General features: G+C 59.9%; 13 protein-coding genes and 1 tRNA gene. 4 read left to right on the forward strand and 10 right to left on the reverse strand.

Going from position 1 to position 14,414, the window contains the following annotated elements:
• Nucleotides 1-12: 12 nt before the first annotated feature.
• A tRNA-Met gene (locus tag FHL16_RS31150) sits at nt 13-89 on the reverse strand.
• A gap of 301 nt (nt 90-390) precedes the next feature.
• On the opposite strand from FHL16_RS31150, the gene dinB reads away from it, so the two are divergent.
• Nucleotides 391-1,452 carry a DNA polymerase IV gene (dinB, locus tag FHL16_RS31155; protein ID WP_010462672.1) on the forward strand — a complete coding sequence of 354 codons (1,062 nt, stop codon included), beginning with the start codon at nt 391-393 and terminating at the stop codon, nt 1,450-1,452.
• Nucleotides 1,453-1,548: 96 nt separating this feature from the next.
• Here dinB and FHL16_RS31160 read toward each other — a convergent pair whose 3' ends face one another.
• The 4 genes from FHL16_RS31160 to FHL16_RS31175 form a co-directional block, all read right to left on the reverse strand.
• Nucleotides 1,549-2,502: a hypothetical protein gene (locus FHL16_RS31160; protein ID WP_077750278.1), complete on the reverse strand. Its 954-nt coding sequence runs from the start codon at nt 2,500-2,502 to the stop codon at nt 1,549-1,551.
• 17 nt (nt 2,503-2,519) lie between these two features.
• Nucleotides 2,520-4,235, reverse strand: coding sequence for a proline--tRNA ligase (locus tag FHL16_RS31165; protein WP_010462669.1), 1,716 nt, complete (start codon nt 4,233-4,235; stop codon nt 2,520-2,522).
• Between the two features lie 130 nt (nt 4,236-4,365).
• Nucleotides 4,366-5,925, reverse strand: a complete 1,560-nt coding sequence (locus tag FHL16_RS31170) for an AmpG family muropeptide MFS transporter (protein ID WP_010462667.1) — start codon at nt 5,923-5,925, stop codon at nt 4,366-4,368.
• A 44-nt stretch (nt 5,926-5,969) separates the two neighbouring features.
• Nucleotides 5,970-6,323 carry an MGMT family protein gene (locus FHL16_RS31175; RefSeq protein ID WP_077750279.1) on the reverse strand — a complete coding sequence of 118 codons (354 nt, stop codon included), beginning with the start codon at nt 6,321-6,323 and terminating at the stop codon, nt 5,970-5,972.
• Nucleotides 6,324-6,486: 163 nt separating this feature from the next.
• Here FHL16_RS31175 and FHL16_RS31180 point away from each other — a divergent pair, with 163 nt between their 5' ends.
• Nucleotides 6,487-7,494, forward strand: a complete 1,008-nt coding sequence (locus FHL16_RS31180; RefSeq protein WP_042932327.1) for a DUF481 domain-containing protein — start codon at nt 6,487-6,489, stop codon at nt 7,492-7,494.
• A 109-nt stretch (nt 7,495-7,603) separates the two neighbouring features.
• On the opposite strand, the gene FHL16_RS31185 is transcribed toward FHL16_RS31180, so the two are convergent.
• Entirely contained in the window at nt 7,604-7,813 is a 210-nt protein-coding gene (locus tag FHL16_RS31185) for a cold-shock protein (RefSeq protein WP_002554837.1), read from the reverse strand.
• A gap of 354 nt (nt 7,814-8,167) precedes the next feature.
• Here FHL16_RS31185 and dcd point away from each other — a divergent pair, with 354 nt between their 5' ends.
• Nucleotides 8,168-8,734 carry a dCTP deaminase gene (dcd, locus tag FHL16_RS31190; RefSeq protein WP_010462661.1) on the forward strand — a complete coding sequence of 189 codons (567 nt, stop codon included), beginning with the start codon at nt 8,168-8,170 and terminating at the stop codon, nt 8,732-8,734.
• 106 nt (nt 8,735-8,840) lie between these two features.
• Nucleotides 8,841-9,050, forward strand: a complete 210-nt coding sequence (locus tag FHL16_RS31195) for a hypothetical protein (RefSeq protein ID WP_010462659.1) — start codon at nt 8,841-8,843, stop codon at nt 9,048-9,050.
• 112 nt (nt 9,051-9,162) lie between these two features.
• Here the strand turns inward: FHL16_RS31195 and pdeM are convergent, their stop codons facing one another.
• From pdeM to FHL16_RS31215, 4 genes are all read right to left on the reverse strand, one after another.
• On the reverse strand, nt 9,163-9,822 hold the full coding sequence (pdeM, locus tag FHL16_RS31200) for a ligase-associated DNA damage response endonuclease PdeM (RefSeq protein WP_077750280.1): 660 nt from the start codon (nt 9,820-9,822) through the stop codon (nt 9,163-9,165).
• Entirely contained in the window at nt 9,822-12,308 is a 2,487-nt protein-coding gene (locus tag FHL16_RS31205; RefSeq protein ID WP_077750281.1) for a ligase-associated DNA damage response DEXH box helicase, read from the reverse strand. The genes pdeM and FHL16_RS31205 overlap by 1 nt, the downstream gene beginning before the upstream one ends.
• Before the next feature lie 196 nt (nt 12,309-12,504).
• Entirely contained in the window at nt 12,505-13,269 is a 765-nt protein-coding gene (locus FHL16_RS31210; RefSeq protein WP_010462652.1) for an ABC transporter ATP-binding protein, read from the reverse strand.
• 13 nt (nt 13,270-13,282) lie between these two features.
• On the reverse strand, nt 13,283-14,401 hold the full coding sequence (locus FHL16_RS31215; protein ID WP_077750282.1) for a succinylglutamate desuccinylase/aspartoacylase family protein: 1,119 nt from the start codon (nt 14,399-14,401) through the stop codon (nt 13,283-13,285).
• Nucleotides 14,402-14,414 lie beyond the last annotated feature (13 nt).

Here is a 14,414-nt window from a genome sequence, read left to right on the forward strand (position 1 = left end):
TTTTTTGATGTTTGGTTGCGGGAGCCGGATTTGAACCGACGACCTTCGGGTTATGAGCCCGACGAGCTACCAGACTGCTCCATCCCGCGTCTGTGTGTCGGCATTCTACAGAGGATCGCTGGGCTGTCAACCTTCAATCCAGATAAAACCTGTTCTGGTTCAATCGCTTAGCGGCAAGGAAGGGCTGGGCGATCGTCTGCGAGGCAGGCATGGCAAGGCTTGCAGCTCTATCGAGTGACGCTTTTCGATTGAGAAAATAAATTCATCGGTTACTTTTCCTACCGGTGGGGAAGAAGATTCAGACTACTGGTGCTATATACAGGTGTCAGTGAGATACTGCCGATCCGGCACGCCATGACCCCATTTCTTCACCATGAACACCGCTTTTATATGAGCCAGCGAAAAATCATCCACGTCGATTGCGACTGCTTCTACGCTGCCATCGAGATGCGTGACGACCCGCGCCTGGCGGGTAAACCGCTGGCGGTGGGTGGTTCTGCGGACCGGCGCGGGGTGATCGCCACTTGCAACTATGAGGCGCGGGCCTACGGCGTGCGCTCGGCCATGTCTTCCGGGCAAGCCCTGAAGCTGTGTCCGGACCTGACCATCGTCAAGCCGCGCATGGACGCCTATAGAGAAGCGTCGAAGGAAATTCATACGATCTTTCGCGATTACACCGACCTGATCGAGCCGCTTTCCCTCGACGAGGCTTACCTCGACGTGTCGGACTGTGCGCATTTCGGTGGCAGCGCCACGCGCATCGCCCAGGACATTCGCCGCCGAGTCTCTAATCAGTTGCACATCACGGTCTCGGCTGGCGTGGCACCGAACAAGTTTCTGGCCAAGATCGCCAGTGACTGGAAGAAGCCCAACGGTTTGTTTGTGATCACGCCTGATCAGGTTGAAGACTTTGTCAGTGGTTTGCCCGTCAGCAAGCTGCATGGCGTTGGCAAAGTGACCGCCGACAAGCTGGGCAGGCTCGGCATTGTCGATTGCTCGCATTTGCGCGAGTGGGGCAAGTTGGCGCTGGTGCGTGAATTTGGCAGCTTCGGCGAGCGACTCTGGAGCCTGGCCCGGGGGATCGATGACCGTCAGGTGCACAACGACAGCCGCCGGCAATCGATCAGTGTTGAAAACACCTATGACGTGGACCTGCCGGATCTGGTCAGCTGCCTGGATAAACTACCCGAGCTGCTGGAAACCCTGGCGGGCCGAATGGCGCGGATCGACAGCAGCTATCGGCCGGGCAAGCCGTTCGTCAAAGTGAAGTTCCATGACTTTACCCAGACGACGCTGGAACAAGCCGGGGCAGGGCGGGATTTGGGCAGTTATCAGTTGTTGCTGACCCAGGCGTTCAATCGCGGCGGGAAACCGGTGCGGTTGTTGGGGATTGGCGTGCGGCTGGAGGATTTGCGGGGTGGGTTTGAGCAGATGGAGTTGTTTGAGCGGTAGTTTTGCGGTGAATGTGAGGGCCTCTTCGCGGGCAAGCCTCGCTCCTACAGGTATCGCATCTTGTAGGGGCGAGGCTTGCCCGCGAAGCTTTTGCTTTTAATTCGGTCCAGGATCCGCCACCAGTCGCCCGGCATCCTTGGTCAATGACTTGAGGAATTCGGTCTGCAACTCTGGATCGTTGCGGGTCAGTTCGATCAGGCTTTGTTCCAGCTCGCTGGCTTCTTCTTCAAGACCCAGTTCCGACAAGCGCTTGACCCGGTGTACCCACTGGCTCACTTCGTCGTCTTCGAGGTCGTCATAAATCAGGCCATGGGCTTCGAGCAGTTTGCCGCGCAATGAACTGCTGACTGCCAGGGACGAATCGCTGTGTACATCGTCCTGGCCGTCTTCGACGCTGATCAGCAGTCGGCTCAGATGATTGATGTCATGTTCGGCGAATGGGCTGTCCAGCAGGTTCAGGCGCAGAACACCGTTTTTGTCGGTGCTCAGATCAAACGTTTCCTTGCCGGCTTTCACCACCACCGGGCGCTCGCTCCAGGGCAGGCTCGAGTATTCGGTGCGCTTGTCGAGCTGGATCTCATCGATCCCGGCCAGGTTTTGTTGCGCCCGACCGTTGGACTGCACGTTCATGAGCGGGTTGAGCCCGGCAAAACCGTAGCTCAGCCAATCCTTGGTCACGCTGTCCGGCAGACTGCCGAGGGTGAATACGTTGACCACATTCGCCCCGACACCGCCCACCACCGCGACCGCGCCCAGCGGGATCTCGTAGACCTCCCGCCAGGGTTGGTAGGGCGTGTAGCGATCATAGTGACGCGTGACTTCGAATTCGGTGACTTCGAACGTTTTCTGCTCGTGGATTTTCACCCGACGTTGCGGCAACTCAAGCACCTTGGGCTCGCCGACATCGATCTGCAGGCTGTGATCGAGCAATTTGCGCTCGACACGCTCCTCGTGCTCGCTGCGTTGCGACATGTGATTGGCACAGCCGCTGACCAGCAGGGTGACGCACAGGGCGCCACCACCGAGGCCTAAGGTGTTTCGCTTGAACATGACTTCTCTATCTGGTGTCAGCGGCGGATACGGGCCTGGAGGAAAGACAGCACGTCAGCAACCGGCAGCGCTTGCGCTTCAGGTTCGGTACGGCTCTTGTATTCCAGATTGCCTTCGGCGAGGCCGCGGTCACTGACCACGATCCGGTGAGGAATGCCGATCAGCTCCATGTCCGCGAACTTGATGCCCGGGCTGGTTTTCTTGTCGCGATCGTCCAGCAGCACTTCGAAGCCGGCTGCAGTCAGTTCTGCATACAGCTTGTCGGTGGCTTCACGAACCTGTTCGGTTTCGTAGCGCAATGGCACCAAAGCGACCTGGAATGGAGCCAGTGTGTCGCTCCAGATGATCCCGTTGGCGTCGTTGTTCTGCTCGATGGCCGCAGCCACCACGCGGGAAACGCCGATGCCGTAGCAACCCATTTCCAGGGTAACCGGCTTGCCGTTCTCGCCCAGCACTTCGCACTTCATCGCCTTGCTGTACTTGTTGCCCAGCTGGAAGATGTGCCCGACTTCGATGCCGCGCTTGATTTCCAGGGTGCCCTTGCCATCCGGGCTTGGGTCGCCGGCGACAACGTTACGCAGGTCGGCAACGGTCGGAACCGGCAGATCACGCTCCCAGTTCACGCCGAAGTAGTGCTTGTCGTCGATGTTGGCACCGATGCCGAAGTCGCTCATCAGCTCTACGGAACGGTCGATGATGATCGGCAGTGGCAGGTTCAATGGGCCGAGGGAACCGGCGCCGGCGCCAATGGCGTCGCGCAATTCGCTTTCGGAAGCCATGACCAGCGGGCTGGCAACGCCTGGCTGGTTGCCGGCCTTGATTTCGTTCAGCTCGTGGTCGCCACGGATGATCAGGGCAATCAGCTTGCCTTGCTCTTCAGCGTGAACCACGAGGGTCTTGATGGTCTTTTCGATCGGCAGGTTGAAGCCTTCGACCAGTTGCGCAATGGTCTTGGCGTTCGGCGTGTCGACCAGGCGCAGTTCTTCAGTCGGTGCGGCGCGGGAGGTTTCACGCGGCACGGCTTCGGCTTTCTCGATGTTCGCGGCGTAGTCGGAACCGTTGCTGAAGACGATATCGTCTTCGCCGGACTCGGCCAGTACATGGAACTCGTGGGAGCCGGCACCGCCGATGGAGCCGTTGTCGGCTTCTACAGGGCGGAACTTCAGGCCCAGACGGGTAAACACGTTGCAGTACGCCTGGTGCATGCGGTCGTAGGTGATCTGCAGCGAAGGCTGATCAGCGTGGAACGAATAGGCGTCCTTCATGATGAACTCGCGGCCGCGCATCAAACCGAAGCGTGGGCGGATTTCGTCACGGAATTTGGTCTGGATCTGATACAGGTTGATCGGCAGCTGCTTGTAGCTGCTCAATTCGTTGCGCATCAGGTCGGTGATCACTTCTTCGTGGGTCGGGCCGGCGCAGAAGTCGCGACCGTGGCGATCCTTGAAGCGCAGCAATTCAGGGCCGTATTCTTCCCAGCGACCGGATTCCTGCCACAGTTCAGCCGGTTGGGTGCTCGGCATCAACACTTCGAGAGAGCCTGCGGCGTTCATTTCTTCACGAACGATGGCTTCGACCTTGCGCATCACTCGCAAGCCCATCGGCAGCCAGGTGTAGAGGCCCGAGGCGAGTTTGCGGATCATGCCGGCGCGCAGCATCAGCTGATGGCTGATGACGACCGCGTCGGAAGGCGTTTCTTTCTGTGTGGCGAGCAAAAATTGACTGGTGCGCATGGTTGGCCGTTGTCGGTTGCTGATGACGAGAAATGACGGAGCATTGTACGGGCGAGATCCGCTGGCGTACAGGCGTGCGGTCGGCGGTGTGGCACGAGGGCGGGAATCGTCGCGCCCTCTGCGAAATGTCCTACGATTCTTCCGCGACCTGGGTCGGCACCGGTTCGGGTGTCGGCGTCGGACCTGCGCGACGGCTCTCCTGGTACCAGTGCAGGGCGATCAACAGCAGGGTCGGAACACCCAACAGCGCCGTGATCAGGAAGAAGTTGTGGTAACCGAATTTCTCTACCATGACCCCTGAATAACCGCCGATCAAGCGTGGCAGCAGGAGCATGATCGAGCTGAGCAGGGCGTACTGGGTGGCCGAGAATTTCAGGTTTGTCAGGCTCGACAGGTACGCGACGAACGCTGACGTCGCCAGGCCCGAGCTGAAGTTGTCCAGGGAAATGGTCAGGATCAGCATGTTCAGGTTGGCGCCCATGTCGGCGAGCATCAGGAACAGCAGGTTGGTGCCGGCCGATGTAATGCCGCCGATGAGCAGGATCGGCAGGATGCCGAAACGCACGATCAGCAGGCCGCCCATGCCGGCGCCGACCAGGGTCATGATCAGGCCGAAGATTTTGCTGACACTGGCGATCTGGTCCTTGGTGAAGCCCTGGTCGATGTAGAACACGTTGGCCATCACGCCCATGACCGTATCGGACATGCGGTAGGTGGCGATCAGCCCGAGCAGCAGGAACGCTTGCCAGCGGTAACGCAGAATGAAGTCGTTGATCGGCGTCAGCACCGGTGCCAGGCCGCGACGGCCCATGGCCGACAGGCACATAAACGTGAGCGTGGTGTAGAGGATGGCCCGCAGGAAGGCGCGGTCTTCGAGCAGCAGGTCGAGCGGGCTCGCGCCTTCGAACAGCACGCTGGCGAAGTCGGTGTTGTAGAGCTGGGTAAACATGGCCGGCACGGACACCAGCAGCACGATCAGCACGAACACCGACATCAGTTGGTGCATAAAGCTGTAGCGGCCGGCTTGAAGTTGGGTACGCAGGGGCACAGGCGGTTCGCGCATGAACAGCGTCGTCAGCAGCGCCGGGACCATCAGGGCGCCAAACAACACGTAGGTGCCGGCCCAGGCCGAATGCTGGTAATTGAAACCCGTGGAGCCAAAGCCTTCAGCGAAAAACAGCGCGCCGGCCGTCGCCAGCAGCGCGGCGATCCGATAGCCGGACATGTAGCTGGCAGCGAGCGCTGCCTGGCGAGTGTCGTCGGCGATTTCCAGGCGATAGGCGTCAACCGCAATGTCTTGCGTCGCCGACGCGAAGGCGACGACCACGGCGATGGCGATCAGCCAGGACAAGTGCTTTTGCGGGTCGCAGAAACCCATCCCGATCAGACCGAGGATCACCAGTGCCTGGGAGAGCACCAGCCAGGAACGTCGTCGACCGAGTTTGCCGAGAAAGGGCAGGCGCCATTGGTCGAGCAGCGGGGACCAGACCCATTTAAAGGCATAGGCCAAGCCGATCAGACTTGCATAACCGATGGTTTCGCGGGCCACACCGGCCTCACGCAGCCAAACGGAGAGCGTCGAAAACACCAGCATGTAGGGCAGGCCGGCGGCGAAACCAAGCAACAACAACACAAGCGTCGAGGGGCTGGCATAGGCGGCGAGCGCGGCGCGCCAGGTTTTACGGGGCATGGGCTGGAGTCTGCCTCAAGAATTACGGAAACAAAGCGCGCACTCTAACCGCTGTGCTCTACCGGGCGCCAGCCATGGCGCTGAATATCAACACGATTGTTCAGGATACTGACGCCTTCGGAGCGCAATCGCGCGCGCTGCTCATCCCCTGAAGGGCTGCCCACGGGCAGGCTGATCCGACCGCCGGCACCCAGCACGCGGTGCCATGGCAGCTTGGTGTCGCCGGGCAGCTGACTCAATGTGCGTCCCACCCAGCGCGCGGCTCGGCCCAGTCCGGCCAGTTCGGCGAGTTGACCATAGCTGACCACTTTGCCTTCGGGCACCTGCGCGAGGGTCAAGTAGAGCGCCGTGCGTCGGATTTGCGCTGCACTTTCGGTTTCAGTGGTTGGGTCGGTCACGTCCGTGGTTCCTGAAAAAATTCGCCTTACCGTCCGTAGAGTAAGTCCTGGATGCGCAATTGAGAAATGAACTCAATAGAAATAGTCGGGTCAGTCCTTGCTAGGGTCTTATTCCCAGGGATAATGCCGACTTTTTTTCGCAAACTTGAGCCTGTATTTGCTTATGGTATCCAGAACCCTGCTGTGCCTTGCTGTCATGAGTGCCTCCACGCCGTTGCTCGCTGATACCGTCTGGTTGAAGAACGGTGACAAACTGAGCGGCAAGATCACGCTGTTCGATGGCGGTAAATTGCTGATACAGACCGAATATGCCGGTGCGGTTCCGATCGACTGGAAGCAGGTCAAGACCCTGGAAAGTGATCAGGAGTTGCTGGTCAAGCAAGATGCCTACACCGGCGAGAAGGCCAAGTCGCTGCATGCAGCGGACGACGGCAAGGTGACGCTGGAAAACGGCGAAGCGCCGAAGACGGTCGAGCTGGCGAGTATCCAGCAGATTCTCAAGCCCAAGCCAGTAGTTGAAGATCTGGTGTGGAAAGGCAATGTCGACGCGGCGCTGGATTACCAGCGGGCGGAAAAAGACACCGATGACTACGACATCGACTTCAAGACCACGGCGCGCCATGGCAAATGGCGGCACACGGCGGAAGGCGAGTACAACCGCGAGTTCCAGGATGACGTGGTCACTACCGACAACTGGCGGGGCGAATACTCGCTCGACCGTTTCCTGACCGAGAAGTGGTTCTGGCAAGGCCGCGCGGTCTATAAGCGCGACAAGGTAGAAGACCTCTCCCGTCAGCGCACTGTCGGTACCGGTCCGGGTTACCAGTTCTGGGATAACGAACTCGGCGCATTCTCCCTGGGCTCGCTGGTCAACCGCACGGACTATGAGTTCTCCGACGGCAGCAAGGAAAACTTCTATTCCCTGGCGATGAAGTGGGACTACAACCGTTACCTGATCGGCAAGAAGGTGGAGTTCTTCACCAATGGCGAAGTGGGCAAGCCGTTGTCGGGGGTAGCGGATTACGCGCTCGATGCCGAAATGGGCTTGCGCTACAAGGTCACCGAGTGGGCTTCGCTTAACCTCAAGGCCGAGCGAGACATCATCAGCGGTACCGACGATGCTGATCTGGACAAGACGCGTTACACCGCAGGGTTTGGTGTGGCCTGGTAAGACGCAAAAAATCGCAGCCGTGGGCTGCGATTTTTTTTGCCTGCAAAACACACAGGCACAAAAAAGCCCCGCTTTTGAGGGCGGGGCCTTTTACTAAAGCAAGTACAAGTTAGATAACTTGAACTTCTTCAGCTTGCATGCCTTTCTGACCGCGGGTAGCGATGAAAGAAACCTGTTGGCCTTCTTTCAGGCTTTTGAAGCCGTCGGATTGGATAGCTTTGAAGTGAACGAACAGGTCGTCACCGGATTGTGGAGTGATGAAGCCGAAGCCTTTTTCATCGTTGAACCACTTAACGGTACCAGTTTGGCGATTAGACATGGTGTAACTCCTTGAACAAAGATAACTGCGACGCAGGAAGAACCCTGGCCGAGACTGAGTGCAAAGAGCAGGAAAAATTCTTGTAGATGGTTGGATCGAAATTCAACATATCGTGTAGAGATTCTCAGTGACACAAGCAGCACAGTGGCGCCACCTTAACCCTTTTTCCGGAACGTGCCAATGCTTCCGGTGAAGGTTTCTCTGATTTCATGACTGACGGTCCGCCAATTTACGGCGAAGGCCCAGATATCACAGGGGATCGGCGAGAATTATGCCCCGGACTTTGAACCCGGAGCGCGCGCCCGGTAAGATGCCGGACAGAATTTTTCCACCTCGCTATTCAGGACACCCGCCATGAGCATCAAATCGGACAAGTGGATTCGCCGCATGGCGCAGGAACACGGCATGATCGAGCCGTTCGTCGAGCGCCAGGTGCGCGGCAGCGACGATAACCGTGTGATCTCCTACGGCGTGTCGAGTTACGGTTACGACGTTCGTTGCACTAGTCATTTCAAGGTGTTCACCAACATTAATTCGGCCATTGTCGACCCGAAAAATTTCGATGCCGGCAGCTTCGTCGACATCCATAGCGACGTCTGCATCATCCCGCCGAACTCTTTCGCCTTGGCCAGCACCGTCGAATACTTCCGTATTCCGCGCAACGTATTGACCATCTGCCTGGGCAAAAGCACCTACGCCCGCTGCGGCATCATCGTCAACGTCACCCCGCTTGAGCCAGAGTGGGAAGGGCACGTGACCCTGGAATTCTCGAACACAACCAACCTGCCTGCGAAAATCTATGCCAACGAAGGCGTGGCGCAGATGCTGTTCCTTGAATCCGACGAAGAGTGCGAAGTGTCCTATAAGGACCGTGGCGGCAAGTATCAGGGCCAACGCGGCGTCACCTTGCCACGCACCTGATCCATTCATCTGGCAGGTCGCGGGAATTCTTGAGCGGGTAGACACTCTATTGGGTGTACTGCCCGGTTCGCGTACAGCGGACGGGGCCATCGCTCAGGAGTGCTTTATGAAGATCGATCCGCGAATAAGTGCCGAACTGGCAAGGCTTGAGCCCAATCAGATTGGCGTCCTGGCCTGGTCCTTGTTGGCACATCCAGCCATCAGCATGGCAGGGGGCATCCCCGGCCAGCCTGATCCTGATACCCCGAACGAACAGCCTACCGAGCCCGGTGAGCCTACCCTGCCGGATGAGCCACCTCCCGCGCCCGTAGCCTGATTGCTATTACCTGCAGGGGCGAAGCTTGCTTTGGACGGAGTTCCGACGAAGGCGGTGTGTCAGACAACATCATCCTTACCTGACACACCGCCTTCGCGAGCAAGCTTCGCTCCTACGCGCTGACTGGCCATATTTCGTTGTCGCCGATGACAAAGATCCTGCAGCTGTCGTCCCGTTCGATCTGATAGCCGCCGGTAAACGCGCCGAAGGCCGGGAGCAGGCTGATGTCCTCGCCCAATCTGAAACACGCCAGGCGCAAACGTTGCCGACCTTTGCCGTTCAGCCGATAAACCGGATGCACATGCCCGGCGAGTACATGCCGGTGCGGATGCGGATCGGGCTCATGCTGCAAGGCGAACGGTCCGAGCAACAACGGTTCGGGCACTACGCGTATGTTTAACGAAGCCGGCGGGTCCCCGGCGCGTTTGTCGTGGTTGCCGCGGATCAGCGTCATTGGCAGATCCGGGTGCCGCGCTCGCCACTCAGTCAGTGCGCTTAACGTGCCGCAAGCATGGGAGCCGGGCCCGTGCAGAAAATCCCCAAGGAAAATCAGCTGACGGCAGGGTAGGGCGGCCAACATCCCGTCCAGCAGCGCGACATTGCTGGCGGTGGTGCCATGGGGCACCGGCTGGCCAAGGCTGCGATACGCCGCCGCTTTGCCAAAATGCACATCAGCGATCAGCAGGGCTTGTTGCGCCGGCCAGTAAATGGCTTTTTCCGGCAGCAGCCACAGTTCTTCACCGGCCAGACGCACGGGATAGGGCGTACTCATCAGGTTTTCCCGGTTTCGGCGGTTTTCTCAAGGTCGGTGACCATGCGTCGGATACGGTCCGCGAGTTTTTCCGAGCTCATGCTTTCCCGCATACGTTCAACCAACAGGGGAAACCCCAGCGGCGTAGGACGTTTGATCTGATGCAGGTCCAGTTTCAGGCGATTGATACGCGCCAACGTCTGTTCCAGACGATGAATATCCAGTTCTTCCCGTAGGACTTCTTCCCCGGCCTGCGCCAGCAATAGATTCCCCGCGTCGTACTGCTTGAACACCTCGAAGAACAGTCCGCTGGAGGCTTGAACCTGCCGTGTGCTTTTCGGTGCGCCGGGGTAGCCGGCAAACACCAGTCCGGCAATTCGGGCGATTTCCCGAAAGCGGCGAAGCGCGAGTTCGCCGGCATTCAAGCTCGCGAGGACATCGTTCAACAAGTGCTCGGCGCTCAACAGGCCTGGGTTCAACACCTGCGACCAATCCACAGAGGTGGCGCTGAGCAACTCCAGCCCGTAATCATTGACCGCGATGGAAAACGTCACCGCCTGCTGCTGGCTGACCCGCCACGCCAGCAAACTCGCCAGGCCCAGATGCACCTGACGCCCGGCAAAGGGGTACAGGAACAGGTGCCGGCCTTCGCGGGATTTCAGTGCTTCGGCCAGCAACGAGTTCGAGGTCGGCAACCCGGACCAGCGTCGCTGCACCTCCAGCAGCGGCCGCAGAGCCCGCATCTCCGGGCCGATGAACTCGCCTTGCTCCGCTGCACTGAAACGCGCGACCACCGCCTGCGCCAGTTCGCTGGAAAGGGGCATCCGCCCGCCATTCCAGCGCGGCACCGCGGCTTTTTTCGCGGTGCTGCGTTTGACATAAGCGGTCATGTTTTCCACCCGCACCAACTCCAGCAAGCGCCCCGCGAACAGGAAACCGTCCCCCGGCTTCAGTCGCGCAATAAAACCTTCCTCGACACTGCCCAACTGCTTGCCGCCGCCGCCCTTGCTCCAGAACTTCAGCTGAATGCTCGCATCGCTGACGATGGTGCCGATGCTCATGCGATGTCGCCGCGCCAGCCGCGCATCCGGTACACGCCAGACGCCAAACTCGTCAGGCTCGACCCGGCGATAATCCGGATAGGCTGTCAGGGAAAGCCCGCCATGGCGTACAAACGCCAGCGCCCAAGTCCAATCCGCCGCCGTCAGGTCTTGATAAGCCCAGGTTCTACGGACTTCTTCATACAATTCGTCGGGAACAAACCCACCGCCCAGCGCCATGCTGACCAGGTGTTGAACCAGCACATCCAGCGGTTTGTGCGGCGACTCTCGGGGCTCGATGCTGCGTTGCGCGACGGCATCTTGAGCCGCCGCCGCTTCGATCAGTTCCAGGCTGTGGGTCGGCACCAACGTCACCCGTGACACACGCCCCGGCGCATGACCGGAACGCCCGGCCCGCTGCATCAGGCGCGCCACACCTTTGGCCGAGCCGATTTGCAGCACCCGTTCCACCGGCAGGAAATCCACCCCCAGGTCCAGGCTTGAAGTACAGACCACTGCTTTGAGCTGGCCTTCCTTCAGCGCTCGCTCGACCCAGTCGCGGGTGTCTCGCGACAGTGAGCTGTGGTGCAAGGCGATCAGCCCGGCCCAATCGGGGCGCGCCTCCAGCAACGCCTGATACCAGATCTCGGATTGCGCGCGAGTGTTGGTGAACACCAGGCTGCTGGGGCTGGAGTCTATTTCGGCGACGACTTGCGGCAACATCTTCAAGCCAATGTGGCCGGCCCAGGGAAATCGCTCGATGGCCGGCGGTAGCAACGTGTCGACCCGCAGTTCCTTGGACGTCTGGCCTTGAACACTGATGCCGCCACCTTGTGGGATCAACACCTGTTCGGCGTGGGCCTGATTACCCAGCGTCGCGGAAACGCCCCACACAATCAGGTCCATATTCCACCGGCGCAAACGGGCGAGGGCCAGTTGCAGCTGCACGCCGCGCTTGTTGCCGAGCAGTTCGTGCCATTCGTCGACCACCACCATGCGCAAGGTCGATAGCGCTGCTTGCGAATCGGCACGGGCGAGCATCAGCGTCAGGCTTTCAGGGGTGGTGATCAGCGTGGTGGGCAGGCGTCGGCTCTGACGCGCACGTTCGCTGCTGCTCGTGTCGCCGGTGCGCAGGCCGACGCTCCAGGGGATCTGCAGGTCGTGCAGCGGTGCTTCAAGGGCGCGAGCGGTGTCGGCGGCCAAGGCGCGCATGGGGGTTATCCACAGCACCGTCAGCGGTTCGGCCAGCGGTTTTCGTTTGCGAGGTTTTTCAACAGGGGCAATGGACTTGGCGTAGCGATTGAGCGCGGCAAACCAGACTGCATAGGTTTTACCGGCACCCGTGCTGGCATGCAGTAATCCGGACTCACCGCGCTTGACGGCCGTCCACACTTGCTTCTGAAAGGCGAATGGCTTCCAGTCGCGGGCGCTGAACCATTGTGATGCGTAGTCGGTGGACGATCCCATGCCGGCGGTGTGCGCTCTGAAAGTCTTCTTTCAGTGACCGCGGCGTGGGTGAACAAGTTTAATCGCAGTACTGCTGATCGGAATCTGAACCCAGTAGGAGCGAAGCTGGCTCGCGAAGGCGGAGTGTCAGGCAACGATGATGTCGGCTGATACTCCGCCTTCGCGAGCCAGCTTCGCTCCTACAGGCTTTGCAGTGTTACTTGAGGTTGCCGCTCAGGAACTGCTGCAACCGCTCGCTCTTCGGGTTGCCCAGCACGTCTTCCGGCGCGCCTTCTTCCTCGACCAGGCCTTGATGCAGAAACAGCACCTGGCTCGACACCTTGCGGGCGAAGCTCATTTCGTGAGTCACCATGATCATGGTCCGGCCTTCTTCGGCCAGGCCTTGAATCACTCGCAGCACCTCACCCACCAGTTCCGGGTCGAGTGCCGAGGTCGGTTCGTCGAACAGCATGACTTCCGGTTCCATGGCCAATGCCCGCGCAATCGCCACGCGTTGCTGCTGGCCACCGGAAAGAAACGCCGGGTATTGATCCGCCACGCGCGCCGCCAGCCCGACCTTGTCGAGGTAACGCCGCGCGCGGTCTTCGGCTTCCTCCTTGCTGCAACCCAGCACCCGGCGCGGGGCCATGGTGATGTTTTCCAGCACCGTCATGTGGCTCCACAAGTTGAAGTGCTGGAACACCATGGCCAGGCGGGTGCGGATTTTTTGCAGTTCATCGGGGTCAGCCACGTGCATGCCGTGGCGGTCCTTGATCATGCGGATGTTCTGGCCGTCCAGGGTCATGGCGCCGTCATTGGGCTGTTCGAGAAAGTTGATGCAGCGCAGAAAGGTGCTTTTGCCCGAGCCGCTGGCTCCGATCAGGCTGATGACGTCGCCGGTGTTGGCCTTGAGTGAAACGCCTTTGAGCACATGATGATCGCCATAGCTTTTATGCAGGCCTTCGATGGTCAGTTTGTACATGGGGCATGCATCCTCAAGGCGAAAGTAGGTAGCCGCTGCGATAGGCCTCGGTGCCCGCGACGTGCGCGATCACCATGCCGGCAGTGGCCATGCGCCGCAGCGAGCGGGCGTACATCAGTCCGGCGGCGGTGCAATGAACGGGTGTGACGCGATCGTTGATCGGGTCGATGATTTCGGCGATCAGTTGCCCGGCTTCGAGGTATTCCCCCGGCAGTGCGGTGAACACCAGCAGACCGCCCACCGGTGTCGACACCGGCTCGACGCCGGCCAACGGGGTGGCGGGGTAAGGCAGCTCGGGCAATGGCGCCGCTTCGCCGGCAATGGCGCCGAAGTGAATCAGGTAGTCGATCAGCGCCTGGCAGTCGAGACTGGCCAGAGGATGATTGACGTCGCCCTGGCCGCGCAACTCGACGGTGACCGAGAAACTCCCCAGCGGGATGTTGAACTGTTCGCCGAAGCGTTCTTTCAACTGCCACCAGAGCAGGGTGAACCATTCATCGAACGACTGACCGCCGGAATCGGTGGCCAGCAGGCTCGCTTCGGCGCCGATGTAACGGGCCAGCGGCTCGACCTGCGGCCAGGCTTCGGGTGTGGTGTAAAGGTGGGCGACTGCTTCGAAATCGCAATGCAGGTCCAGCACCATGTCCGCATCGCAGGCCAGCCGTTGCAGGGTCAGGCGTTGGGATTGCAGCTGAGTACTGGCGATTTGCCGAGCGAGGGCGTTGCGCAGGCTTTCGCGAATCAACTCGAGGTTGCGCTGCGGCTCATCGCCAAGCTGGCCTTCGATTTCGTTGGCCACCGCTTCGCTCAAGTCGACGAACCAGCGATTGAAGTTCTGCCCGCTTTCCAGCTCGTAGCGGCCCAGCGGCACATCCATCAGCACCTGTTCCAGGCCGACCGGGTTCGCCACCGGCACCAGCACGATTTCGCTGCGCAGGCGGCCGGCGGCTTCAAGTTCCGCCAGGCGCTGCTTGAGGTGCCAGGCCACCAGCATGCCGGGCATTTCATCGGCATGCAGGGACGACTGGATGTAGATCTTGCCTTTGGCCGACGTTGGGCCGAAGTGGAAACTGTGAATCTGTCGAGCGGTCCCCGGCAGCGGGGCCAGCAAGTCATGTATCTGGTGGCGCATGTTTGTCTCTTTA

This window comes from Pseudomonas sp. FSL W5-0299, from assembly GCF_005930655.1.
In the GTDB taxonomy this organism is placed as follows: domain Bacteria; phylum Pseudomonadota; class Gammaproteobacteria; order Pseudomonadales; family Pseudomonadaceae; genus Aquipseudomonas; species Aquipseudomonas mandelii.

Bases quoted from the DNA above. Each gene is read 5' to 3' on its own strand.
- dinB (WP_010462672.1), top strand. From the start codon at position 391: ATGAGCCAGCGAAAAATCATCCACGTCGATTGCGACTGCTTCTACGCT.
- FHL16_RS31160 (WP_077750278.1), bottom strand. From the start codon at position 2,502: ATGTTCAAGCGAAACACCTTAGGCCTCGGTGGTGGCGCCCTGTGCGTC.
- FHL16_RS31165 (WP_010462669.1), bottom strand. From the start codon at position 4,235: ATGCGCACCAGTCAATTTTTGCTCGCCACACAGAAAGAAACGCCTTCC.
- FHL16_RS31170 (WP_010462667.1), bottom strand. From the start codon at position 5,925: ATGCCCCGTAAAACCTGGCGCGCCGCGCTCGCCGCCTATGCCAGCCCC.
- FHL16_RS31180 (WP_042932327.1), top strand. From the start codon at position 6,487: ATGGTATCCAGAACCCTGCTGTGCCTTGCTGTCATGAGTGCCTCCACG.
- FHL16_RS31185 (WP_002554837.1), bottom strand. From the start codon at position 7,813: ATGTCTAATCGCCAAACTGGTACCGTTAAGTGGTTCAACGATGAAAAA.
- dcd (WP_010462661.1), top strand. From the start codon at position 8,168: ATGAGCATCAAATCGGACAAGTGGATTCGCCGCATGGCGCAGGAACAC.
- FHL16_RS31195 (WP_010462659.1), top strand. From the start codon at position 8,841: ATGAAGATCGATCCGCGAATAAGTGCCGAACTGGCAAGGCTTGAGCCC.
- pdeM (WP_077750280.1), bottom strand. From the start codon at position 9,822: ATGAGTACGCCCTATCCCGTGCGTCTGGCCGGTGAAGAACTGTGGCTG.
- FHL16_RS31205 (WP_077750281.1), bottom strand. From the start codon at position 12,308: ATGGGATCGTCCACCGACTACGCATCACAATGGTTCAGCGCCCGCGAC.
- FHL16_RS31210 (WP_010462652.1), bottom strand. From the start codon at position 13,269: ATGTACAAACTGACCATCGAAGGCCTGCATAAAAGCTATGGCGATCAT.
- FHL16_RS31215 (WP_077750282.1), bottom strand. From the start codon at position 14,401: ATGCGCCACCAGATACATGACTTGCTGGCCCCGCTGCCGGGGACCGCT.